Origin of the sequence: Streptomyces sp. NBC_00726, assembly GCF_045161735.1 — a bacterium.
Classification (GTDB): Bacteria; Actinomycetota; Actinomycetes; order Streptomycetales; family Streptomycetaceae; genus Streptomyces.
This window is the reverse complement of record NZ_CP108983.1, coordinates 4,504,921-4,527,765: the sequence shown is the minus strand read 5'-3', so window position 1 is coordinate 4,527,765 and position 22,845 is coordinate 4,504,921. Positions and strand designations below refer to the sequence as shown.

The window sequence follows — 22,845 nt, the reverse complement described above, 5'->3', positions numbered from 1 at the left end:
GGTGAGGCGCCGTACCGCCCTCCCGTCGCCCACCACCACCCTTGCAGGAAGCGCTGCGCGCACCCGTACTATCGATGTATGGCTACGGAAGACGCGGTGCTTGAGGCACTGGCGACAGTGAACGACCCCGAGATCCACCGTCCGATCACCGAGCTGGGCATGGTGAAATCGGTCGACATCGATCCTGACGGTGTGGTCGCTGTCACGGTGTACCTCACCGTCTCCGGCTGTCCCATGCGCGAGACGATCACCCGGAACGTGACCGACGCGGTGGCCCTCGTCGAGGGCGTCTCGCGGGTCGACGTCACCCTCGACGTGATGAGCGACGAGCAGCGCAAGGACCTCGCGGCCTCGCTGCGCGGCGGCACGGCGGAGCGCGAGGTGCCGTTCGCGAAGCCCGGCTCGCTGACCCGGGTGTACGCGGTCGCCTCCGGCAAGGGCGGCGTCGGCAAGTCCTCGGTGACGGTGAACCTGGCCGCGGCGATGGCCGCGGACGGCCTCAAGGTCGGTGTCGTGGACGCGGACATCTACGGGCACAGCGTGCCCCGGATGCTCGGTGTGGACGGCCGTCCGACCCAGGTCGAGAACATGATCATGCCGCCGTCCTCGCACGGTGTGAAGGTCATCTCCATCGGCATGTTCACCCCGGGCAACGCCCCGGTGGTCTGGCGCGGCCCGATGCTGCACCGCGCGCTCCAGCAGTTCCTGGCCGACGTCTTCTGGGGCGACCTGGACGTCCTGCTGCTCGACCTGCCGCCGGGCACCGGTGACATCGCGATCTCGGTCGCGCAGCTCGTGCCGAACGCGGAGATCCTGGTCGTCACGACCCCGCAGCAGGCCGCCGCGGAGGTGGCCGAGCGGGCCGGTTCGATCGCCGTGCAGACCCACCAGAAGATCGTCGGCGTCGTGGAGAACATGTCCGGGATGCCGTGCCCGCACTGCGACGAGATGGTCGACGTCTTCGGCTCGGGCGGCGGCGCGAAGGTCGCCGAGGGGCTGACGAAGACGGTCGGCGCCGAGGTGCCGGTGCTGGGCGCGATCCCGATCGACGTACGGCTGCGCGAGGGCGGCGACGAGGGCAAGCCCGTCGTGCTCTCCGACCCCGACTCCCCCGCCGGCAAGGCGCTGCGCACCATCGCGGGCAAGCTGAGCGGCCGTCAGCGCGGCCTGTCCGGCATGTCGCTGGGCATCACCCCGCGCAACAAGTTCTGACCCGCGTACGGACACGGGGAAGGCCGGGGCTCGAACGCCCCGGCCTTCCCCGTTCTCGTATGCCTTACGCGTACGCCTGGATGTCCTTGACCACCGAGAAGCCCAGCCCATAGGCGCTCATCCCGCGCCCGTAGGCGCCGATGTGCACCCCGCCGGGCGCGGAGCCGGCGAGCACCCAGCCGAACTCGGACTCGCGGTAGTGGAAGGGGACCGGGACGCCGTCGACCGGCAGGGACAGCGCCGACCAGGCGGGGCCCTCCAGATCGTCGGCGAGCTCGAACGCGGTCTCCGTCTGCTGGTCCAGCCAGTCGTCGCGCAGGGTGTGGTCGAGCTGCGGGGGCCAGGTGCAGGACAGCAGCCCGGAACCGGCCAGCCAGGCCGCGGAGGACACCGTCGTCGCCTCCAGCACCCCGGTGCCGTCACCACTGCGCCGTACGGGGCTGCTGGCGACGGTCACCACGACCGCGAACCGCTGCTTGTCGGCGCCCGCGTCGCCCCGGACCAGCGGCTCGTCGCCGTGCCCGATGGAACCGTGCTGCACCTCGCCGTCGGCGGCGGTGCCCAGCGGCATCAGCCGGCGCGGACCGGTGAACGCCTCGTCCAGCGCGTACCAGGGGAACGGGGCCTTCAGATAGCCGTCGACCACCGTCAGCCGGGCCGCCGGGACCGCCTCCACCGTGTCCGGCGCGTCCTGTGCGCCCACCCGACTCGTCGTCTCCATCAGCCCGGCCGCCTCCTCGATCCATGGGTCCGGAGCGGCCCGCCCCCCGCGGGCGTCTCACAACCGGACAGATGGAGAATAGCCATACCGTCCGGACGACCCGGGATTGGCCGCCCTCAGGTGGCGTCCGCGTCGAACGGCGGCGGGGTGTCCTTCGGCGGCTGCTCGCCCTTCTTGAGCAGGTCCGGAGCGCCCTTCGAGCCGTTCGCGGCCGTGACCGAGGCACCGCCCGACACGCCGGTCTTCGCCTCGACGGACTCGGTCCCGCGCCCGTTCACCGCGTCGGTGACCTCGGTGATCTCCTTGCGCAGGTCGAAGCTCTCGCGGATCTCCTTCAGCCCCAGGTCGTCGTTGCCGTCCATGAGCTGCTTGCGGACGAACGTCTTGGGGTTGAGGTCCTCGAACTCGAAGTCCTTGAACTCCGGGCCCAGCTCCGTGCGGATGTCCTCCTTGGCGCTTTCCGAGAACTCACGGATCTTGCGGATGAGGCGGGAGGCGTCCTGGATGACCTTGGGCAGCTTTTCCGGACCGAAGACGAGCACGCCGAGAATCGCGAGCGTCAGCAGCTCTAGTGCGCCTATGTCGTTGAACACCTTGCGGCTCCTCGTATTCTCCGCGACCAGCTCGGATGAGGTCCGGACATCGAACACGGTACCCGGCGAATCTGTCCGGACGGTAGCGTCCCGGGGCCGTCACGTGCCGGTTGCCGAGCCCAGCGTCAAAGTTATGGACAGGTCTTTACCACCGCGGGTCACGGTCAGCTTGAGATCGTCCCCGGGCCGGTGCGACCGGATCTTGACGATCAGCTCCTCGCCGCTGTGCACCCGCTTCCCGTCCACCGCGGTGATGACGTCGTCCGCCTCGATACCGGCCTTGTCGGCCGGACCGCCCGCCGTGACCGGCGAGGACCCCTGCACGCTCCCGCCGACCTTGGCGCCGTCGCCGGTGTACTTCATGTCGAGCGTGACGCCGATCACCGGGTGGGTGGCCTTGCCGGTGTTGATCAGCTGCTCGGCGACGAGCTTGCCCTGGTTGATCGGGATGGCGAAGCCGAGGCCGATGGACCCGGCCTGCCCGCCCTCGCCGGACGAGCCGCTGTCGGCGGCGCGGATGGCGCTGTTGATGCCGATGACATGGGCGTCGGTGTCCACCAGCGGGCCGCCGGAGTTGCCCGGGTTGATCGGGGCGTCGGTCTGGAGCGCGTTGACGTAGCTGATGTCGCTGCCGTCGCCCTTCTCGCCGCCCGCGGTGATCGGGCGGTCCTTGGCGCTGATGATGCCGGAGGTGACGGTGTTGGACAGGTCGAACGGCGCGCCGATGGCCACGACCGGGTCGCCCACCTGGACGTTGTCGGAGTTGCCCAGCGGGAGCGGCTTCAGCCCGGAGACGCCGCTGACCTTCACGACGGCCAGGTCGTAGCCGCTGTCCTTGCCGACGACCTCGGCGGTCGCCGTCTCGCCCCCGCTGAACGTCACGGTGATCTCGCCGGACGAACCGGCCGGGGCGACCACGTGGTTGTTGGTGAGGATGTGGCCCCGGTCGTCGAGGACGAAGCCGGTGCCGGTGCCGGACTCGGTGGCGCCGCTGACGTGCAGGGTGACCACGCTGGGCAGGGCGCTGGCCGCGATACCGGCCACACTGTCCGGGGCGCGTCCGCCGCCGTCCCGCTCGTCCTGCGGCAGCTCGACGCTGGTGAGACCGCCGTTGCGCTCTATGTACGCGCCTATGCCGCCGCCGATGCCGCCCGCGACCAGGGCGAGGAGCAGCGCGCCGATCAGCATCGCGCCGCGCCGGTTCTTCCGCCGGCCGTCCGGGAGCGGGGGGCCCGGCTGGGTGACGAGCGGCTGCCGGGGTGCGCCCCAGGGGTCGTAGCTCTGCCACGGCGGGGCGGGCGGGTGCGGGTCCTGCGGGGCCGGCGGAGGCGCGACGGACATCCCCGCGCCGTTCGTCCCCGCGTACGGCGGGGGCACGGGCGTGCCGTGCGCGGGCGTCGGCCGCTGTACGGGAGGGGCGGGCGCCCAGGGGCCCGGGCCGCCGTAGGGCGGGGTGCCGTACGGGTCCGGCTCGTGCAGCGGCTGGGGCGCGGGGGCGTCGTGGGGCGCGTCGGGCAACGCGGGCGCCTCGGGGGCGGCTGCGTCGTGGGCTTCGGGTGCCTTGGGCGTTGCCGGGGGCACGCTCGCCGTGGGCGCCTCAGCCGACACGGGCGCCGGGGCCGGCTGGGCCGGCTGGGCGGGCGCGGGTTCCGGGGCCTCGCCGGCCGTGGCCGGCCCCGGTGTGGGCCGGCTCCACCACTTCGCCCTGGGCTCGGTCGGCTTCCCGTCGTCCATGTTCTCCCCGCAACTGCCGCAACCGGCCCTCCGCACGCCCCGCAGGGGCGTCCCTCCCGAAAATCCTGCCGGAATTCAACCAGGTTTGGGCCGGGGGTGCGCAGCCCGTACGGGGTGCGGGATCAGCGACGGGGCGAGAGGGGCAGTCCGTGGTCGGCGGAAGCCGGTTTCGCGGCGGCGGAGGTGGGCGGCAGGGAGGGCTGCGGGGTGGGGGCGGGCAGGACCGGGTCGAGCCCGCCGCCCAGGCTGCGGCCCAGCAGCGAACCGGCCCCGCCGGGCCGTATCGCGGACATGCCGGAGCGCAGGCCCAGCCCGTACGGATTGCCGGAGAGGCGGCCGGTGCCCAGCTGCGACGGGGCGGCGAACCCGGCCGACACGGTGTTCACCGCGAGGGGGGCGTTCACCGCGAGGGGGGCCGAGCGGTCCGTCCGGCCGGACATGGGGCGCATGCCCTGCCCCGTCCCGTTCCGCCGGGCGGCCAGGATGGAGCCGCCGGTCCGGGCGTCGCCGCCCGCCGGGGTCACGCTGTTGCCCGAGCCGGAGGCGCGGGTCGGCGTCTCGCCGGTGGTCGTCGGGAGGGCGCCGCCGAGCGCGATGGCGGCCAGCGAGACGGCGCTGGCGGCGGCGAAGGCGAATCTGCGGCCGCGCCACGGCGAGCGGTCGCCCTCGCGCCCCACCTCATGGATGCGGAAGCCCGTACCGGCCGGGGGCAGCGCCGTGGCCCCGCCGTGCGCCGCGGGGAGGTAGCCGAAGCCGTCCAGGGGGCCGGGGGCGGTGGTGAGGTCCGCCCGGCCGCCCGGCGGGCGCGTCCCGGGGAAGAGTCCGTCACCGAACCGCCCGGAGGCGCCCTCGGGTCTTCCCTGCCGGTCGTCGTCACCCCCGGGCGGTCCGCCCGGAAGCCCTTGGAGGCGGGCCAGGAAGCCTTCGGAGGGCGAGGGCGGGGCGGCCTGCGCGAACACGTTCTTCAGGCGGCGCTGGGCGGCCGCCTCGGCCGCGCAGCGGGCACAGGTCGCGAGATGGGCGAGCACCCGGTCGCGGGCATCGTGTTTCAGCTCGCCGTCGACAAGCGCGGCGAGGCGGTCCCCCAGGTGTTGTTCCGCGGGGGTCGGATCCGGACCACTCACGCCGTGCCGCCCTCCCCGGCCAGGAGGGCGCCGGCGCCCGCGAGCGAGCGCTGCTCGGCGCGCGCCTCGGGCGAGCGGTGCCGCAGCGCCTTGCGCAGGTGGGAGCGCCCGCGGTGGATACGGCTGCGCACGGTGCCCAGCTTCACGCCGAGCGTCGCCGCGATCTCCTCGTACGAAAGGCCCTCGATGTCGCAGAGGACGACGGCGGCCCGGAATTCGGGCGCGAGGGTGTCCAGCGCCTGCTGGACGTCGGCGTCGAAGTGGGTGTCGTTGAAGACCTGCTGGGGCGAGGGCTCACGGCTGGGCAGCCGCTCGGCGGCGTCGTCCCCGAGGGAGTCGAAGCGGATGCGCTGCTTGCGGCGGACCATGTCCAGGAAGAGGTTGGTCGTGATGCGGTGGAGCCAGCCCTCGAAGGTGCCGGGCGTGTAGGTCGACAGCGAACGGAAGACGCGGACGAAGACCTCCTGTGTGAGGTCCTCCGCGTCGTGCTGGTTTCCCGTCAGCCGGTAGGCGAGGCGGTAGACGCGGCCGCTGTGCGTGCTGACGATCTCTTCCCATGTGGGCGGGGTCCACGCCTGGGATTCCGCATCGGAGGCGAAGGTCGCGGTCGGTGCGGAGTCTTTGGAAGAACGGTCAGCAATGTCGGTCACGGATTTCGGCTCACCCGCCGACCTGAGAAAGCGCCGCAGCACTCCTCCCCGATCCACAGGCGCAGCCGCACCTCCCCTATCGGCTCTGGTGGTGTCCAGTGGAGCCCCTACCATAACCACCTCGCCCGTTAGCTCCGGATAAGCCTTTTTGCAGCTGGGGCCGGGGAAATCCCCGGAAGCCCACCCGTGCCGCGCACCCGACCGGCGGGCCTCGACACCGGGCTTCTCCCCGCCTTTGGACAACGCCCGGTCCCATCTGCGGGTTCCCGGGTCCAGCGGATACAGTCACCGTTGCGCCAACTAAGGGGACAGGAGAGGGTCATTACCGCCAACCGGCAGACGAGCTGGGCGTTCGCCGACGCCTTTGTCGCCGAGGACGAAGCACTGCGCTGGGCCCGGGACCGGGCCCGCGAGGCAGGGCTCCGCTCGGTGTCGCCAGGCACCGGGGCCGCCCTGCGCCTGCTCGCTGCCACCACGGACGCCAAGGCCGTGGCGGAAATCGGTACCGGCACCGGCGTGTCCGGCATCTATCTGCTGCACGGGATGCGGCCGGACGGGGTGCTGACCACGGTCGACCCGGAGCCCGAGCGCCAGCAGTTCGCCCGGGAGGCGTTCCGCGCGGCGGGCTTCGCGGCCAACCGGTCCCGCTTCATCCCCGGGCGCGCCCTCGATGTGCTCCCCCGGCTCGCGGACGGCGGCTACGACCTCGTGTTCTGCGACGGCGACCGGATGGAGAGCCTGGACTGTCTCGCTGAATCGTTGCGCCTGCTGCGACCTGGGGGTCTCGTCTGCTTCGAGGGCGTCTTCGCGGACGGCCGTACGGTCGACTCGGCCGCCCAGCCGGCGGAGGTGCTGCGGGTACGGGAGCTGCTGCGGGCGGTCCGCGAGAGCCAGGAGCTGATGGCGACGCTGCTGCCGGTGGGCGACGGTCTGCTCTGCGCGGTCCGGCGCGGCTGAGGCGTAAGCACGCCGCTCCACCGTAAGAAGTCACCCGGCTCCGGACGCAGAAGTCGCCCGGCTCCGGACGCGCCGCTGCCCCGGCACGGGAACCATGCCGGGGCAGCGGTGAAGTTATGAGCGTCTGCTCAGCCGACGACCTGCTTGAGGGCGTCGCCGAGGGCATCGGCCTCGTCCGGCGTCAGCTCCACGACAAGCCGACCGCCGCCTTCGAGCGGAACTCGCATGACGATGCCCCGCCCCTCCTTTGTCACCTCGAGCGGGCCGTCGCCCGTCCGCGGCTTCATGGCCGCCATGCTCGTTCCCCTTCCTGAAACCAGCTCATCGCAACCGGCGGCCCCATGACAGGCGCTGCCTCACCGGCATCGAACACAATGCTTCCACGCCATTATCCCGCATCACCGACCCCGATGACCAACATCGCTCTGCATCTCTTGGGCAACGCGCTCACTCAAAACCACCCAATTCGGGGACCTCACTGGGATACTCCGGCCCCTTGGGCCCCTCCACAGCGCGAAAATGTTTGACGCAGGTCACATGTCCGCCTTCGGCGAAGTCGGCCATGCTTGCCTGGACACGCAGGTCGACGACACGCAAAGGGGACCCCTCACATGGCCGATCACGACGACGTGGTGCGGTACGACATCAGCGACGGGCTCGCGACCATCACGATCGACCGCCCGGACGCGATGAACGCCCTGAACACCGCCGCGAAGGTCGCCCTCCGTGACGTGCTGCGGTCCGCCGCGGCAGACACCGGCGTCCGGGCGGTGCTGCTCACCGCGGCCGGGGAGCGCGCCTTCTGCGTCGGACAGGACCTCAAGGAGCACCTGTCGAAGCTGGCCGAGACCGAGGCGGCGGGCGGGGGCAACCCGCTCAGCACCGTGCGGGAGCACTACAACCCCATCGTGCGGGCGCTGACCGAGATGCCGAAGCCGGTCGTGGCCGGGATCAACGGCGCCGCCGCGGGCGCGGGCTTCGGCTTCGCGCTCGCCTGCGACTACCGGGTGGCCGCCGACACGGCCTCTTTCAACACCTCGTTCGCCGGGGTCGCGCTCACCGCCGACTCGGGCGTCTCCTGGACGCTGCCCCGGCTCATCGGCCAGAGCCGCGCCGCCGACCTGCTGCTCTTCCCGCGCTCCATCTCCGCGCGGGACGCCCATGAGCTGGGCATCGTCAACAGGCTGGTGCCCGCCGCCGAGCTGGCCGCCGAGGCGGCCGCGGTGGCCCGCGCCCTGGCCGACGGCCCGACCGTCGCCTACGCGGCACTCAAGGAGTCGCTCGCCTTCGGAGCGAGCCACAGCCTGGCCGAGGCCCTGGAGAAGGAGGACGAGCTCCAGACCAGGGCGGGGGTGTCCGAGGACCACGGGATCGCGGTGCGGGCGTTCCTCGCGAAGGAGAAGCCGAAGTATCTGGGGCGGTAGGCGGGTCCTACGTGGGGCTGGGGCGGGAGACGCAGTCGGCGAGGTGGTCGTCCACCAGGCCGCACGCCTGCATCAGGGCGTAGGCCGTGGTCGGTCCGATGAACCGCAGCCCCCGCTTCTTCAGCTCCTTGGCCAGGGCCGTGGACTCGGGGGTGACCGCCGGTACGTCCCCGAGGGTCTTCGGGGCCGGGCGGCTCAGCGGGTCGGGGGCGTACGACCAGATCAGCTCGTCCAGCTCGCCGGTGGCCCAGCCGGCCAGCACCCGGGCGTTGGCCATGGTCGCGTCGACCTTCGCGCGGTTGCGGATGATCCCCTCGTCGGCCAGCAGCCGCTCCCGGTCCGCCTCGGTGAACTCCGCGACCGCCGGGATGCTGAAGCCGGCGAACGCGCTGCGGAAGCCCTCGCGGCGGCGCAGGATCGTCAGCCAGGACAGGCCCGACTGGAACGCCTCCAGGCACAGCCGCTCGAACAGGGCGTCGTCGCCGTGGACCGGGCGGCCCCACTCCGTGTCGTGGTACCAGAGGTAGTCCTCGGTGGACAGGCCCCAGGGGCAGCGCAGCCCGCCGTCCGCCGCCGCCACGGCTCCGCCGGTCATCGCCCGGGCTCCTCGTCGTCGCGGCGGGGCTGGTCGTGCCCCTCCTTGAACAGGTCGGGCCCGCCCGTCCTGGTCGCCTGCGCACCGGCGAGGGCCGACTCCAGCTCCGCGATCCGCGCGTCCCGCTCGGCGAGCTCGGCGCCGAGCCGGGCCAGCGCGTCGTCCACCTCCGGCATCCGGTACCCCCGCAGGCCGACGGGGAGCCGCAGCGCCTCGACGTCCGCCCGGCCGACCGGACGCGAGGCGGGCAGCGGGTCCGTCAGCTGCTCGGGCGCCACGTCCTGCAGGACGGCGCTCCTGCCTCCACCGACCACCGCGAGGGTGACCGCGGCAACCACCACCACCATCGCCAGCAGCAAGAACCAGAACACGCGTATCTCCCCGGGAGCGGAATTCGTCCGGGTCCGATCGTGCCATGCGGCACTGACAGTTAGTGTCGGCTGTCGGCCCCGGCGGATGGTGCGGGGCCGGATTCACAGGAAGGGACACGGATGGCAAGCGGTGTGCTCCGGCTGGGGCGGCGTGAATTCGGGGCGCACGAGCAGGTGATCATGGCGATCGTGAACCGCACCCCGGACTCCTTCTACGACCGGGGCGCCACCTTCCGGGACGAGCCGGCGCTCGCCCGGGTCGAGCAGGCCGTGGCCGACGGCGCGGCGATCATCGATATCGGCGGCGTCAAGGCCGGGCCCGGCGACGAGGTCACCGCCGAGGAGGAGGCCCGCCGCACGGTCGGGTTCGTCGCGGAGGTGCGCCGCCGCCACCCGGACGTGGTGATCAGCGTCGACACCTGGCGCCACGAGGTCGGCGAGGCGGTCTGCGAGGCGGGGGCGGATCTGCTGAACGACGCGTGGGGCGGGGTGGACCCGAAGCTCGCGGAGGTCGCCGCGCGGTACGGGGCGGGGCTGGTGTGCACCCACGCGGGAGGGGCGGAGCCCCGGACCCGGCCGCACCGGGTGGGGTACGAGGACGTGATGGCCGACATCCTGCGGGTGACCGTGGGGCTGGCCGAGCGGGCCGTCTCCCTGGGGGTCAGGCCCGACGGGATCATGATCGACCCCGGTCACGACTTCGGGAAGAACACCCGCCACTCGCTGGAGGCGACGCGCCGGCTCGGCGAGATGGCGGAGACGGGGTGGCCGGTGCTGGTCTCGCTCTCCAACAAGGACTTCGTGGGCGAGACGCTGGACCGGCCGGTGAAGGAACGGCTGCTGGGCACGCTGGCGACGACCGCGGTGTCCGCGTGGCTGGGGGCGCGGGTGTACCGGGTGCACGAGGTGGCCGAGACGCGGGATGTCCTGGACATGGTGGCGTCTCTCGCGGGGTGGCGGGCACCGGCGGTCGCACGGCGGGGGTTGGCGTAGGGGCGGAAAGCCAAGCCCCTCCGGCGTTTGAGGAGCGGGGGTGCGGGGGCAGCGCCCCCGCGGGGCACAGCAGCCCCCGCGGGGCACGGCCCCCGCAAAGCTCAGCGGCCCACTTCCTTCGTCACCAGCGCCACCGCCTCGTCCACGTCATCCGTCACGTGGAACAGCAGAAGATCCCGCTCCGACGCCTTGCCCTGGGCCACCACCGTGTCGCGGAGCCAGTCCACCAGGCCGCCCCAGTACGCCGTGCCGAAGAGGACGATCGGGAAGCGGGTGACCTTGCCCGTCTGGACCAGGGTCAGGGCCTCGAAGAGTTCGTCCAGGGTGCCGAGGCCGCCGGGCAGGACGACGAAGCCCTGCGCGTACTTGACGAACATCGTCTTGCGGACGAAGAAGTAGCGAAAGTTGACGCCGATGTCGACGTGCGGGTTCAGCCCGGACTCGAAGGGCAGTTCGATGCCGAGGCCCACCGAGACGCCGCTCGCCTCGCGCGCGCCCCGGTTCGCCGCCTCCATCGCGCCCGGGCCGCCCCCGGTGATGACCGCGAAGCCCGCGTCGACCAGCGCCCTGCCGATCCGTACCCCCGCCTCGTACTCCGGCGCACCGGCGGGCGTACGGGCCGAGCCGAAGACGCTGATGGCGCTCGGCAGTTCGGCGAGCGCGCCGAAGCCCTCCACGAACTCCGACTGGATGCGCATCACCCGCCACGGGTCGGTGTGCACCCACTCGGAGTCGTCCTCGGAGTCCAGCAGCCGCTGATCGGTCGTGCCGGGCTGCACCTGGTCCCTGCGGCGCAGTACGGGGCCGAGGCGCTGCTCCTCGGGCCGTACCGCGCCCTCGGGAATCTCCGCACCCCCGGGAATGCGCGCGTCCTCGCGGTTGCCCATGATCTGCTCCCTCCGCCGACGTCGGGGGCGCCCTGCGACGCCTCCGTCTCCCGCCAGCGTAGATCGCCACGGGTTACGGACAGGGGAATCCGGGAGGTCAGGTCGTGGGTCAGGCGGTGAGCCAGGAGCGCAGGCGCTCCTCGCAGTGGGTGATGCGCTCGACCTTGACGTGCTCGTCGCGCTTGTGGGCGAGGACCGGATCGCCGGGGCCGTAGTTGACCGCGGGGACGCCGAGGGGGCCGAAGCGGGCCACGTCCGTCCAGCCGAACTTGGGCCGGGCGACACCGCCGACCGCGTCCATGAATGCCTTGGCCGCCGGGTGGGAAAGGCCGGGCATCGCCGCGCCGGAGTGGTCGTCCACCGTGAACTCCGCGACGCCGCAGTCCGCGAAGACCTCGCGGACGTGGGCCAGGGCCTCTTCCTGGCCGAGGTCGGGGGCGTAGCGGTAATTGACGACGACCGTGCAGGCGTCGGGGATGACGTTGTTGGCGACGCCGCCCTCGATGCGTACGGCGTTCAGGCCCTCGTGGTATTCCAGGCCGTCGATCACCGGCCGCCGGGGCTCGTACGCGGCGAGGCGGGCGAGGACCGGGGCGGCGGCGTGGACGGCGTTGGACCCCATCCAGCTGCGCGCGGAGTGCGCCCGCTCGCCCGCCAGGTGGAGGAAGACCCGCAGGGTGCCCTGGCAGCCGCCCTCGACCTCGCCGTTCGAGCCCTCCAGCAGGATGGCGAAGTCGCCCTTCAGCCAGTCCGGGTGGGCTTCGGCGATGCGGCCGAGGCCATTGAGGTGGGCGGCGACCTCCTCCTGGTCGTAGAAGACGAAGGTGAGGTCGCGGTTGGGCTCGGGCACGGTCGCGGCGATGCGCAGCTGGACGGCGACGCCGGACTTCATGTCGGAGGTGCCGCAGCCCCAGAGGAGACCGTCCGCGTCGAGCCGGGAGGGCACGTTGTCGGCGATCGGCACGGTGTCGATGTGCCCGGCCAGGATGACGCGTTCGGAGCGGCCGAGATCCGTCCTGGCCACGACGTTGTTGCCGTACCGCTCGACGCTCAGATGCGGCAGCGCGCGCAGCGCCGTCTCGATGGCGTCGGCGAGGTCCTTCTCGTCCCCGCTGACCGAGGGGAAGTCCACCAGCGCGGCGGTGAGGGCGGGCCCGTCAAGGGCGAGGTCAAGCATGCTGTCGGCCATGGCTAGGAGCCTAGTGCCTCGCGTACGGTGGCCCCGTGACCAGGACCGATTCCGCTGCTCCCCGGCGTCCCGGCCGCAGTCGTCGGCTGCGGGTCGTGGCGGCCGTCGGTGTGCTCGTGGCGGTGGCCGGTTATCTGGCGGTTCAGTACGTTTCGGGTGAGCGCGGGTCCGATCAGTGCACGGTGCGGTCCGCGGACGGTTCGTACCGGCTCACGCCCGAGCAGGCCGCAAACGCCGCGACGATCTCCGCCGTCGGCACCACGCGCGGGATGCCGGAGCGCGCGGTGACCATCGCGCTGGCCACGGCGTTGCAGGAGTCCGCGCTGCGCAATCTCGACCACGGCGACCGGGACTCGCTCGGGCTGTTCCAGCAGCGGCCCTCGCAGGGCTGGGGCACCGCGCGGCAGGTCATGGACCCGGTGTACGCGGCCGGGAAGTTCTACGAGCACCTGGCCGAGGTGCCGGGATATTCGCGGCTGCCGCTGACCGAGGCCGCGCAGCGCGTCCAGCGCAGCGGTTTCCCGCAGGCGTACGCGAAGCACGAGCCGGACGCGGCGCTGCTGGCCGCCGCGCTGACCGGCCGCACCCCGGCCGCGCTGGACTGCGAGCCGCCGCGGACCACCGCCGGGACGGGCGACGCGACGAAGGTGCGGGCGGCCCTGGTGGGCGCGTTCGGCAAGGGCGTGCTCCCGGCCGGCACCGGCACGTCGGGCCCCTCGGCCTCGGGCGCGCTGACGGTCCCGGTGCGGGCGGACCGCCGCGCCGACCGGGACGGCGTACCGCAGCGGGGCTGGGAGCTGGCGCACTGGGCAGTGGCCCAGTCGGAGGCGCTGGGCATCGATCAGGTCGCGTACGGGGGCCGGGTGTGGGCGGCCGGCGCGGGCTGGCGCACGGAGCGCGAGGGGACGGAGCGCGAGGCGTCGGACACGGACGAGGTACGGCTCCGCCTGGTGAGCTGAGAGCACCAGGGGCCGCCCGCGCAGGCGTGCGGGCCGTCGCCCGGACGGGGGTACCGCCGTGCGCCCCCCGGCGCCCCCCGAAGGTCCGTCGGGGGCCGGTCGCGCGCCTCCCGCGAGCCTTGTGACGCAAGGGGAGTGACGGTTCGCCGGGTGACGGCGGAGCGCACGGTTTGCCCGGGTTCCTCCGCTGAGGATTATCCGACGCATTACTCAGTCTTTACGTCGCCACACCGCAACCTCACCCGCCCCCACGACGGTTGTCAGGGCGTCCGGCTCACGGACAGCCCGAATTCCTCTCCCGTCGAAGGAGCATCATGTCCCTCCCCCTGACCCGTCGGATCGCCCGTACCGCGCTGCTGATCGCGGCGGGTGCGGCCCCCGTGGTCGGTGCGGCCGGTGCCGCGGGTGCCGCGGAGCTCCCGCAGGCCCCGGACCTCGGCGGTCTCACCAGCGTCGAGGGTTCCGGTCTCGGCAAGACGGTCGAAGGCGCCGCCAAGCCGGCCTCGGGTGCGGCGAACGAGACCGGCGGCAAGCTCGTCGGCACCGCGCTGCCGGTGGCGGGCAAGACGCTCACCGACGTCGGCGGCAAGGCCGCCCCCGCCGCGAACAAGGTCTCCGGCGCCACCAAGGGCGCGACCAAGGGCAAGAGCGCGACCAAGGGCGCCGACGTCACCGGCGCACTCACCGACGCGGCCAAGGGCGGTCTGCCCACCGACGCCCTTGGCAAGGGCCTGCCGCTCGGCTGACGCCCGCCCGACGCGAGAGGGCCCCGGGAACGCGTGCTCCCGGGGCCCTCTCGTACGCCGGTGGTCAGCCGAGCCGCTTGACCGCCGCCGCCACGCGCTCGTCCGTGGCCGTGAACGCGACGCGGACGAAGCGGTCGCCGGCCGGTCCGTAGAAGTCGCCGGGTGCGACCAGGATGCCCCGCTCCGCCAGGTACGCCACGGTGTCCCAGCAGGGTTCGTCGCGGGTGGCCCAGAGGTAGAGGCTCGCCTCGCTGTGCTCGACGCGGAAGCCGTGGGCCTCCAGGGCCGTGCGCAGGGCGGCGCGCCGCTCCGCGTACCGGGCGCGCTGTTCGGCGACGTGCGTGTCGTCGCCGAGCGCGGCGACGGTCGCGGCCTGGACGGGCGCGGGCGTCATCATGCCGCCGTGCTTGCGGATCAGCAGCAGCTCGCCCAGCACGGCCGCGTCGCCCGCGATGAACGCGGCCCGGTAGCCGGCGAGGTTGGACCGCTTCGACAGCGAGTGGACGGCGACGATGCCCTCGTACGTACCACCGCAAACGTCCGGGTGGAGCACGGAGACCGGCTCCGCTTCCCAGCCCAGCTCCAGATAACACTCGTCACTGAAGACCAGTACGCCGTGCTCGCGCGCCCAGGCGACGATGCGGATCAGCTCGTCCTTGGCGAGGACGCGGCCGGTCGGGTTGGACGGGGAGTTGAGCCAGAGGAGCTTCAGACCGGCCGGGTCCAGCTCGGTCGGGTCGTCGTAGACCACCGGCTCCGCGCCGCAGAGCCGGGCGCCGACCTCGTACGTCGGGTAGGCGAGGCGCGGGTAGGCGACCTTGTCACCGGGGCCCAGGCCGAGCTGGGTCGGCAGCCAGGCCACCAGTTCCTTGGAGCCGACGACGGGCAGCACGTTCTCATGGGCCACCGACACCGCGCCGAGCCGCCGCTCCACCCAGCCGGTGAGCGCGTCGCGCAGCGCGGCGGTCCCCCACACCGTCGGATAGCCGGGGCTGTCCGCGGCCGCGACGAGCGCCTGCCGGATCAGCTCGGGCACCGGGTCGACGGGGGTGCCGACGGACAGGTCCACGATCCCGTCCGGGTGGGCCGCGGCCGTCGACTTGTAGGGCGCCAGCTTGTCCCAGGGGAAGACCGGGAGGCGGGAGGAGACTGCGGACACGGCTCTCTGCTTTCTCGTACGGAGTTCACGCGGGCGGCCCGGCGGGTACCGGAAACACCGCGGTCCCGCACGGCGGCGAGCCGTACGGGACCGGGGCGGCGCACGTGCCGGGGCGCTGTTACTGGTTCTGCGGCGGCAGCGCGGCGATGAACGCGTGGTCGCGCTCGATCAGACCAAGCTTGGAGGCACCACCCGGCGAACCGAGGTCATCGAAGAACTCGACGTTCGCCTTGTAGTAGTCCTTCCACTCGTCCGGGGTGTCGTCCTCGTAGAAGATCGCTTCCACCGGGCAGACCGGCTCGCAGGCTCCGCAGTCGACGCACTCGTCCGGGTGGATGTACAAGGACCGCTGGCCCTCGTAGATGCAGTCGACGGGGCACTCTTCGATGCAGGCCTTGTCCTTGACGTCGACACAAGGCTGCGCGATGACGTAGGTCACGCTGTCGTTCCTCCTCGGTAGGGCGTTGGCTCTCGCGCGGGAGCGCGGCGTCGTCGATGCCCACACCTAGTATCTCCGTTCGCGGGCACGATCCGAACAGGAGGGGCGGACAGAGCTGTGGAATTCACCATCGGCGGACGGCTTGAGGTCCGAATTGCACCAGCTGACGTGGGCAAACGGGTATCAGTCCGGCGTCTGGGCGGAGACGGCTCCGACGGGTCGAAATTTACCGACACGGTCGGAGTTCTCACATCATGGAACGACGGTGTGCTGTGCGTCACACCCAAGAACGGCGTGTCCGTGCGGATCGCGGAGTCCTCTCTCGTGGCGGGCAAGGTCGTGCCCGCCGCCCCGGCCCGGCGGCGCGGCCCCGCCGCCTCGTTCGCCGAACTCGCCCAAGTGACCGCGCGTGCCTGGCAGCCGGTGGAGAGCGAACCGCTGGGCGACTGGCGGCTGCGCGCCGCCGCCGGATTCACCCGCCGCGCCAACTCGGTGCTGCCGCTCGGCGATCCGGGCGTGCCGCTCGACGCGGCGCTCGGACGCGTGCGCGAGTGGTACGCGGAACGGGGGCTGCCCCCGTACGTACAGACCGCGACCGGTGCCGAGGGTGCGCAGGAGGAGCTGTGCGCGGCGCTGGAGGAGCACGGCTGGCGGCGCGAGGTGACGGCGGAGGTGCGGATCGCGGCGCTCGCCCCGGTCGGTGACCTGCCGGCCGAGGTGTCCCGGGTCCGGCTGGAGCGTACGGCCGGTGCGGCGTGGCTGGCCCGCTACCAGCGCGTCGGGGCGCCGGGGCCTGAGGTGACGGCGGTGCTGCACAGCGGCCCCTCGGTGTGGTTCGCGACCGTGCCCGGCGAGGACGGCGAGGCGCCGGCCGCGATCGGGCGGTGTGTGGTGGACGGGCGGTGGGCCGGCTTCATGGCCGTCGAGGTGGCTCCGGAGCACCGCCGGCGGGGCCTGGCGACCGCCGTGATGACCGCGCTGGCCCGGCAGGCCCTGGACGAGGGCGCGTCCGCCGCCTGGCTCCAGGTGGAGGCCGACAACGAGGGCGCCCGCGCGCTGTACGACGGGATGGGCTTCGCGACGCACCACCGCTACCACCACTTCCGGCCGGTGTGACCGGTGGCGCCCGAGGGGAACGACCGCGAGGAGCTGCGCCGCAGGTTCGCGGAGGAGGCCCGGGCCGAGCGGCCCGACCTGGCGATGCTGTGCCTGCTGGTGGCGGCGGAGGCGGATCCGGAGCTGGACGCGCACGGCATGGACGAGGCCCAGATCGAGCTGGACCGGCTGGCCGGGCTGCTCCCGTACGGGCTGCGCGGGGCCCATGCCTGGGCGTCGGCGCTGGCCGAACTGCTCGGTGAGCGGTGCGGGTTCGAGGGGGCGGCGGCGGACTACCAGCGGCTGGAGTCGTCCCTGCTGCACGAGGTGCTGCGGCGGCGGCGCGGGCTGCCGATCCTGCTGTCGGTGGTGTGGATCGAGGTCGCCCGGCGGGCGGGCGCCCCGGTGTACGGGGTGGCGCTGCCTGGTCATTTCGTGGTCGGTTTCGGCGACCCGGCCGAGCGGGTGCTCGCCGATCCGTTCGCCGGTGGGCGGCCGCTGACGGACCAGGACGCGGAGCTGATGGTGACGAGCGCGACCGGGGAGCGGTGGGAGCCGTCGTCGCTGGAGCCCGCGCGGCCGCTGGAGGTCGTGCTGCGGGTCCTGAACAACATCCGGGCCTGGGCCGCGGCCCGCCCGGAGCACACGGCCGTGGCGCTGTGGGCGGCCGAGCTGTCGCTGCTGCTGCCGTCGCACCCGGCCAGGCTGCGCTACGAGCACGCCCAGCTGCTGGTGCGCGCGGGCGAGTTCCTGCGCGGGGCGGCCGAGATGGAGGAGTACGCGCAGGTCGTGGAGGAGGTCGAGCCGGCCGTGGCGGAGGCGGTGCGCAACAGTGCGCGGGCGGCGCGGGCGCTGCTGAACTGACGGCGCGGGAGGTGGGGCGCGGCGCCCAAACCTCGTGGGGCGCGGCATGCCGTCCAATGGGTGATTATCCGCTCTTCGCCACTCGATGGGCCCACGCCGTAGCCCCAATGCGGCGCTCTCCGATGGCGCGCTCCCGGGTTCGGACTGACGGTGGATCACGTAGCCGCTGCGTCACCAGGAGTCGACATGCCGTCACTCCTCGCAGGGGCGACGAAAGGAAATGTGTACAGATGCGCTCTGCCCGCACGCTGTTCGCTTCGGCCGCCGTCACGGCGGTCCTCGCCATCACCTCTCCCTCGGCCTACGCGATGACCGTCGCCGCCGACCAGCAGCACGGCGGCTCGTCCGCCTCCGACCACGAGCACAACAACTCCGACGGCGAGTGGAAGAAGGACAAGCCGCACGGCGGCATGCACACCGGTGGCGGTGCGCTGTCGAAGACCGTCACCAAGGAGTGGAAGCCGGGCGACGAGGGCGGCAAGTACAAGGACGAGGACAAGCCCCACGGCGGCATGCACACCGGCGGCGGCGCCCTCGCCAAGTCGGTCGCCGAGGAGTGGAAGCCCGGCGACGAAGGCGGCAAGTACAAGGACAAGGAGAAGCCGCACGGCGGCATGCACACCGGCGGCGGTGCGCTGGCCAACACCCTCGCCAAGGAGTGGAAGCCGGGCGACGAGGGCGGCAAGTACAAGGACGAGGACAAGCCCCACGGCGGCGTCCACACGGGCGGCGGCGCGCTGGCGCAGACGGTCGCCGAGGAGTGGAAGCCGGGCGACGAAGGCGGCAAGTACAAGGACGAGGACAAGCCGCACGGCGGCATGCACACGGGTGGCGGTGCGATGGCGATGACCGGCAGCGGTCTGGCGGCCGGTTCGCTGCTGCTGCTCGGTGGCGCCGGCGTGGCCGCGTACCGGCTCCGCCGCCGTCAGGCGTCCGGCGGTGCGATGGCCTGACCGGCCCGCGGGCCTCTGTCGTCGCGGTCGCCGTCCCTCCGGGACCGGCGGCCGCGGCGCCCGCGTTTTCCCCGGTCCTCCGCACTCGTACCGCCCCCGTACGGACGAAAGGCACGTTCTCCATGGCCGCCCCGCAGACCTCCGAAACCCCCTCCCCCGGGGCCGCGTCCCGCACCGGCTCGCTCGGCCGGGCCCTGTTCTGGCCCCTCGCGACGGCCGGTCTCGGCATGACCCTGATCTACCACTCCATCGGTTCGCCGGCCGACGACAAGGCGCCCGCCCCGCCCCCGGCCGCCGTCGCCGCCGCGTCCCCGTCGGCCTCGGCCTCGGCCTCGGCGGAGGCCGCTCCGAGCGAGTCGCCCGCGCTGCCGCGCTCGGTGCCGACGAGGCTGCGTATCCCGACGATCGCGGTGGACGCGCCGTTCACCCCGCTCTCCATCGGGGCTTCGGGCCGGCTCGACGCACCGCCGCCGAACGACAAGAACCTGGTCGGCTGGTTCAAGGACGGTGCGACACCCGGGGAACGGGGGGCGTCGATCGTGGCGGGCCATGTGGACACCACGACCGGTCCGGCCGTCTTCCTCCAGCTGCGCTTCCTGAAACCCGGGGCGACCGTCGACATCACCCGCGCCGACGGCACGGTGGCCACATTCGCCGTGGACACCGTGGAGACGTTCAGCAAGGCGGACTTCCCGGACGACAAGGTGTACGCCGACACCCCGGACGCGCAGCTGCGGCTGATCACCTGCGGGGGCAACTACGACCGGAAGGCCAAGGACTACGAGGACAACGTCGTGGTCTTCGCGCACCTGGACTCGGTGAAGAAGGGGTGAGCGGCTGCCTTCCCCCGCGTACGGGCGGGAAAACCGGATGCGCGCGGGCGCGGGGCGCGGTTAGCGTCGGAACCATGCAGCGTGCCGCCGTGAACACGACGACGCCGGAGAGTGTCCCGGCGCGCTGACTGCTGACCAGCCGACAAGCCCCGGGGCGAGTGCCCCGGGGCTTTCGCGTGGGGTCGCTCGCCCTTCCCACGCGAGGAGACCGCCATGCACGACCACCGCAGACTCGGCCGCGAGCTCGAACTGTTCGACACCGATCCGCTGATCGGCGCGGGACTCCCCTACTGGCTGCCGGACGGGGCGGAGCTGCGGCACACCCTGGAGGAGTACATCCGGGAGGCCGAACGGCGGGCGGGCTACCGCCATGTGTACTCGCCGGTGCTCGGCAAGCGGGAGCTGTACGAACGCTCGGGGCACTGGGCGCACTACAGCGACGACATGTTCCCGCCGATGGACCTGGGCGAGGGCCGGCAGCTGGTGCTGCGGCCCAGCCTCTGCCCGCATCACGCGGTGATCTACCGCTCCCGGGCGCACAGCTACCGCGAACTGCCGCTGCGGATGGCGGAGCTGGGCGGGATGTACCGGGCGGAGCTGTCCGGGGTGCTCGGCGGGCTGACCCGGGTGCGCTCCATCCAGCTGAACGACGCGCACATCTTCTGCACCGCCGAGCAGGTCGCCGACGAGGCGCGGGGGGCGCTGGACATGATCCTCCGGGCGTACGAGGCGCTGGGCATCCGCGCGGCCCGCTTCCGGCTCTCGCTGCCGGGGCCGGGCGGCAAGTACGTCGACGCCCCGGAGCTGTGGCGGCGCTCGACCGCGCTGCTGACCGAGGTGCTGGAGGCGTCGGGGCTGCCGTACGAGGCGGCGGAGGGCGAGGCGGCGTTCTACGGGCCGAAGATCGACGTCCAGGTGGAGGACGCGGCGGGCCACGAGTTCACCCTGTCCACCGTGCAGGCCGACTTCCACCAGCCGGAGCGCTTCGACCTCCACTACACCGGGGCCGACGGGGCGAAGCACCGCCCGGTCATGGTGCACCGCTCCGTCATCGGCAGCGTCGAGCGGGCCGTGGCCCATCTCATCGAGCAGCACGGCGGCGCCTTCCCGGCCTGGCTCGCCCCGAAACAGCTGGCGGTCCTGCCGGTGTCCGACGCCGAACTCCCGGACGCGGAGGCGCTGGCCGGGCGGTGCGCCGGACTGGGGCTGCGCGCGGAGATCAGCGGCCGGGAGCGCGGCAGCCTGGGCGCCCGCATCCGCGCGGCCAGGCTGGTGCCGTATCAGGTGGTGATCGGCGCGGCGGAGGCGTCGGCCGGGCTCGTCGCGCTCCGCCTGCGCGACGGCCGCCGGCTCGCCCCCATGCCGGCCGGGGATGCGCTGTCCCGGATCGCCGCGCTGACCGCCGCGCACAGCACCGCGCTGTGGGACGAGGAGGCGTGACGGGGCGGCCTCCTCAGGGCGCGACCGGCGCCGCCTCCGTCCCGGCCGCGTCGCTCTCGCGGCCGGGGCCCAGCGCCCCGGCCAGCAGCGCCGCCACGGCCACCAGGACGAGCACCACGGTCATCGTGAGGCGCAGGCCGATGTGGTCGGCGAGGAAGCCGAGGGCGGGCGGGCCGACCAGGAAGGCGCCGTAGCCCGCCGTGGAGACCGCGGCCACCCGGGCGGCGGCGTCCGTCGGGTGGTCGCCCGCGGCGGACACCGTGACCGGGAAGCCGAGCGAGGCGCCGAGCCCCCACAGCACCGTGGCGGCGCCCGCCATCAGGGGGCTCGGGGCGACGACGACCACCGCCAGGCCCAGCGCGGCGGTCAGGCCGCTGACCCGGACGACCAGCGCCCGGCCGAACCGCTCCAGGAAGGGGCCGCCGGCGAGCCGGCCCAGGGTCATGGAGGCGGCGAAGACCAGGAAGGTCAGCGAGCCCGCCGTGGGGCTCACGTCGTACCCGTCGACCATGAGCAGCGGCAGCCAGTCGTTGGCCGCGCCCTCCGCGAAGGCCATCGCCAGCACGATCACGCCGATGAAAACGAGCTGCCGGTCGCGCCAGACGTGCAGCTGTCCGCGCAGGCCGCCCTGCCCTGGGCCGGCGGCGGGCGCGTCGTCCTTGCCGGTACCGGGCGGGATGGCGAGGAGCGCACGCGTACCGGCCGCGGCTATCAGCACCGCGACGAGTGTCAGATGCCATCCGACGGGGAACGCGGCCGCCGTCAGCGCCATGCCGAGGAGCGCCCCGACGACGGTGCCCAGGCTGAAGCAGCCGTGCAGCACCGGCAGGACGGGCCGTCCGATGGCCCTCTCGACGGCGGCGCCCTCGATGTTGAACGCCACCTCGCTCATCCCCATCCCGCCGCCGAACAGGGCCAGTCCTCCGAAGACCACGGCGGCGAGCGAGAGAGCGGTGCCCGCCGCGACGACCAGCAGCCCGGCGACGATCAGGGCGACCCCGCCGAGGATCGTCGCCCGGCCCCCGTGGCGCCGCACCAGCGGCCCGGACGCCATGACACCGGCCATGGAACCGGTGGAGAGCCCGAACAGCACCAGGCCCATCGCGCCGGTGGACACGTCGAGCCCGTCCCGGACGGCCGGGGTGCGCGCGACCCAGGAGGCCATGCCCGTACCGGCGGCGAGCATGAAGAGGAACAGTGCGGCACGCCAGCGGCGTGTGGCGGCGGTGGCGGCATCCATACGGCGGGGCCTCGTCAGACGGTCGGAAAGGTGGCGGACGCCACGAGCGTACGATCGTACGCCTGGAGTGTACGCTCGTACCCATGACGGACTACTTCGCGGGCGATCCGCGTACGAACCACGAGCGGATGCTCGCCGGAGACCTGTACATCGCGGACGACCCGCAGATCGTCGAGGCCCAGAAGCGGGCCGTGCGGCTGACCGCCCGTTATCTCGCCGCCTACACCGAGGACCCGGACGCGGCGCAGCCGGTCGTCGCCGAACTCCTCGGCGGGCTCGGCGCGGGGGCGCACATCCGGCCGCCGCTGTACGTCGACTACGGCTCGTACCTCACGGTCGGCGAGGACACGTTCATCAACTACAACCTCACCGCGCTGGACGTCGCGCCGATCACCATCGGCCGCGACTGCCAGATCGGGCCGAACGTCCAGCTGCTCACGCCGACGCATCCGGTGGAGCCGGAGCCCCGCCGGGACAAGCTGGAGGCGGCGCGGCCCATCACGATCGGCGACAATGTCTGGCTCGGCGGCGGGGCGATCGTGCTGGCCGGGGTGACCATCGGGGACAACAGCGTCATCGGCGCGGGTGCCGTCGTCACCAAGGACATCCCCGCCAATGTGGTCGCCGTGGGCAATCCGGCCCGGGTGATCCGTTCGATCTAGACGAG

The 22,845-nt window shown here is 73.0% G+C and carries 24 protein-coding genes and 1 pseudogene; 12 read left to right on the top strand and 13 right to left on the bottom strand.

The features are described 5' to 3' along the window. Positions 1 to 78: 78 nt before the first annotated feature. A complete protein-coding gene (locus tag OG338_RS20405; protein WP_132900081.1) occupies positions 79 to 1,212 on the top strand; it encodes an Mrp/NBP35 family ATP-binding protein in 1,134 nt (377 codons plus the stop codon). 64 nt (positions 1,213 to 1,276) lie between these two features. On the opposite strand, the gene OG338_RS20400 is transcribed toward OG338_RS20405, so the two are convergent. The 5 genes from OG338_RS20400 to sigE all read right to left on the bottom strand — a co-directional run bounded on the left by OG338_RS20400 (position 1,277) and on the right by sigE (position 6,148). Continuing rightward, positions 1,277 to 1,933, bottom strand: coding sequence for a hypothetical protein (locus tag OG338_RS20400; protein WP_405938694.1), 657 nt, complete (start codon positions 1,931 to 1,933; stop codon positions 1,277 to 1,279). 116 nt (positions 1,934 to 2,049) lie between these two features. Then, positions 2,050 to 2,526, bottom strand: coding sequence for a sec-independent translocase (locus OG338_RS20395; RefSeq protein ID WP_405938693.1), 477 nt, complete (start codon positions 2,524 to 2,526; stop codon positions 2,050 to 2,052). 99 nt (positions 2,527 to 2,625) lie between these two features. After that, entirely contained in the window at positions 2,626 to 4,260 is a 1,635-nt protein-coding gene (locus OG338_RS20390) for a S1C family serine protease (RefSeq protein ID WP_405938692.1), read from the bottom strand. A 122-nt stretch (positions 4,261 to 4,382) separates the two neighbouring features. After that, the gene (locus tag OG338_RS20385; RefSeq protein ID WP_405938691.1) at positions 4,383 to 5,384 is read right to left on the bottom strand and encodes a zf-HC2 domain-containing protein; all 1,002 of its coding nucleotides are present in this window, start codon (positions 5,382 to 5,384) and stop codon (positions 4,383 to 4,385) included. Continuing rightward, positions 5,381 to 6,148, bottom strand: a complete 768-nt coding sequence (sigE, locus tag OG338_RS20380; protein ID WP_405938690.1) for an RNA polymerase sigma factor SigE — start codon at positions 6,146 to 6,148, stop codon at positions 5,381 to 5,383. The genes OG338_RS20385 and sigE overlap by 4 nt, the downstream gene beginning before the upstream one ends. A gap of 177 nt (positions 6,149 to 6,325) precedes the next feature. On the opposite strand from sigE, the gene OG338_RS20375 reads away from it, so the two are divergent. Continuing rightward, entirely contained in the window at positions 6,326 to 6,991 is a 666-nt protein-coding gene (locus OG338_RS20375; protein WP_018105486.1) for an O-methyltransferase, read from the top strand. A gap of 128 nt (positions 6,992 to 7,119) precedes the next feature. Here the strand turns inward: OG338_RS20375 and OG338_RS20370 are convergent, their stop codons facing one another. Next, complete coding sequence (locus OG338_RS20370; protein ID WP_018105485.1) at positions 7,120 to 7,287, bottom strand: DUF3117 domain-containing protein; 168 nt, start codon at positions 7,285 to 7,287, stop codon at positions 7,120 to 7,122. Between the two features lie 315 nt (positions 7,288 to 7,602). On the opposite strand from OG338_RS20370, the gene OG338_RS20365 reads away from it, so the two are divergent. Then, on the top strand, positions 7,603 to 8,415 hold the full coding sequence (locus OG338_RS20365; protein WP_405938689.1) for an enoyl-CoA hydratase/isomerase family protein: 813 nt from the start codon (positions 7,603 to 7,605) through the stop codon (positions 8,413 to 8,415). Between the two features lie 7 nt (positions 8,416 to 8,422). Here OG338_RS20365 and OG338_RS20360 read toward each other — a convergent pair whose 3' ends face one another. Next, the gene (locus OG338_RS20360; RefSeq protein ID WP_405938688.1) at positions 8,423 to 9,010 is read right to left on the bottom strand and encodes a DNA-3-methyladenine glycosylase I; all 588 of its coding nucleotides are present in this window, start codon (positions 9,008 to 9,010) and stop codon (positions 8,423 to 8,425) included. Continuing rightward, positions 9,007 to 9,381 carry a DivIVA domain-containing protein gene (locus tag OG338_RS20355; RefSeq protein ID WP_405938687.1) on the bottom strand — a complete coding sequence of 125 codons (375 nt, stop codon included), beginning with the start codon at positions 9,379 to 9,381 and terminating at the stop codon, positions 9,007 to 9,009. The genes OG338_RS20360 and OG338_RS20355 overlap by 4 nt, the downstream gene beginning before the upstream one ends. 132 nt (positions 9,382 to 9,513) lie before the next feature. Here OG338_RS20355 and folP point away from each other — a divergent pair, with 132 nt between their 5' ends. After that, a complete protein-coding gene (folP, locus tag OG338_RS20350; RefSeq protein ID WP_405940481.1) occupies positions 9,514 to 10,374 on the top strand; it encodes a dihydropteroate synthase in 861 nt (286 codons plus the stop codon). Between the two features lie 101 nt (positions 10,375 to 10,475). Here folP and OG338_RS20345 read toward each other — a convergent pair whose 3' ends face one another. Continuing rightward, positions 10,476 to 11,261, bottom strand: coding sequence for a TIGR00730 family Rossman fold protein (locus OG338_RS20345; protein ID WP_405938686.1), 786 nt, complete (start codon positions 11,259 to 11,261; stop codon positions 10,476 to 10,478). Between the two features lie 109 nt (positions 11,262 to 11,370). After that, positions 11,371 to 12,450, bottom strand: coding sequence for a succinyl-diaminopimelate desuccinylase (gene dapE, locus OG338_RS20340; RefSeq protein ID WP_405938685.1), 1,080 nt, complete (start codon positions 12,448 to 12,450; stop codon positions 11,371 to 11,373). A 35-nt stretch (positions 12,451 to 12,485) separates the two neighbouring features. Between dapE and OG338_RS20335 the strand changes: the two genes are divergently transcribed. Both OG338_RS20335 and OG338_RS20330 read left to right on the top strand, forming a co-directional pair. Then, on the top strand, positions 12,486 to 13,409 hold the full coding sequence (locus tag OG338_RS20335) for a hypothetical protein (RefSeq protein WP_405938684.1): 924 nt from the start codon (positions 12,486 to 12,488) through the stop codon (positions 13,407 to 13,409). Positions 13,410 to 13,723: 314 nt separating this feature from the next. Further along, positions 13,724 to 14,155 (top strand): ATP-binding protein, encoded by a 432-nt coding sequence (locus OG338_RS20330; RefSeq protein ID WP_405938683.1) that lies wholly within the window; start codon positions 13,724 to 13,726, stop codon positions 14,153 to 14,155. Between the two features lie 64 nt (positions 14,156 to 14,219). Here OG338_RS20330 and dapC read toward each other — a convergent pair whose 3' ends face one another. Together dapC and fdxA are read right to left on the bottom strand one after the other, a co-directional pair. Next, positions 14,220 to 15,314, bottom strand: coding sequence for a succinyldiaminopimelate transaminase (gene dapC, locus OG338_RS20325; protein WP_405938682.1), 1,095 nt, complete (start codon positions 15,312 to 15,314; stop codon positions 14,220 to 14,222). A gap of 118 nt (positions 15,315 to 15,432) precedes the next feature. Continuing rightward, positions 15,433 to 15,753 carry a ferredoxin gene (fdxA, locus tag OG338_RS20320; RefSeq protein WP_018105475.1) on the bottom strand — a complete coding sequence of 107 codons (321 nt, stop codon included), beginning with the start codon at positions 15,751 to 15,753 and terminating at the stop codon, positions 15,433 to 15,435. 117 nt (positions 15,754 to 15,870) lie between these two features. Here fdxA and OG338_RS20315 point away from each other — a divergent pair, with 117 nt between their 5' ends. The 5 genes and pseudogenes from OG338_RS20315 to thrS form a co-directional block, all read left to right on the top strand. Beyond that, positions 15,871 to 16,869: a GNAT family N-acetyltransferase gene (locus tag OG338_RS20315; protein WP_405938681.1), complete on the top strand. Its 999-nt coding sequence runs from the start codon at positions 15,871 to 15,873 to the stop codon at positions 16,867 to 16,869. A gap of 3 nt (positions 16,870 to 16,872) precedes the next feature. Next, positions 16,873 to 17,712, top strand: a complete 840-nt coding sequence (locus OG338_RS20310) for a tetratricopeptide repeat protein (RefSeq protein WP_405938680.1) — start codon at positions 16,873 to 16,875, stop codon at positions 17,710 to 17,712. Positions 17,713 to 17,942: 230 nt separating this feature from the next. Further along, on the top strand, positions 17,943 to 18,665 hold the full coding sequence (locus tag OG338_RS20305) for a hypothetical protein (RefSeq protein ID WP_405938679.1): 723 nt from the start codon (positions 17,943 to 17,945) through the stop codon (positions 18,663 to 18,665). 122 nt (positions 18,666 to 18,787) lie between these two features. After that, on the top strand, positions 18,788 to 19,498 hold the full coding sequence (locus OG338_RS20300) for a class F sortase (RefSeq protein WP_405938678.1): 711 nt from the start codon (positions 18,788 to 18,790) through the stop codon (positions 19,496 to 19,498). Between the two features lie 207 nt (positions 19,499 to 19,705). After that, a pseudogene (thrS, locus tag OG338_RS20295) lies at positions 19,706 to 20,938 on the top strand (threonine--tRNA ligase); the annotation flags it as partial. Between the two features lie 13 nt (positions 20,939 to 20,951). On the opposite strand, the gene OG338_RS20290 reads toward thrS, so the two are convergent. Further along, positions 20,952 to 22,178, bottom strand: coding sequence for an MFS transporter (locus tag OG338_RS20290; protein WP_405938677.1), 1,227 nt, complete (start codon positions 22,176 to 22,178; stop codon positions 20,952 to 20,954). 83 nt (positions 22,179 to 22,261) lie between these two features. On the opposite strand from OG338_RS20290, the gene OG338_RS20285 reads away from it, so the two are divergent. Beyond that, positions 22,262 to 22,840 (top strand): sugar O-acetyltransferase, encoded by a 579-nt coding sequence (locus OG338_RS20285; RefSeq protein WP_405938676.1) that lies wholly within the window; start codon positions 22,262 to 22,264, stop codon positions 22,838 to 22,840. Positions 22,841 to 22,845 lie beyond the last annotated feature (5 nt).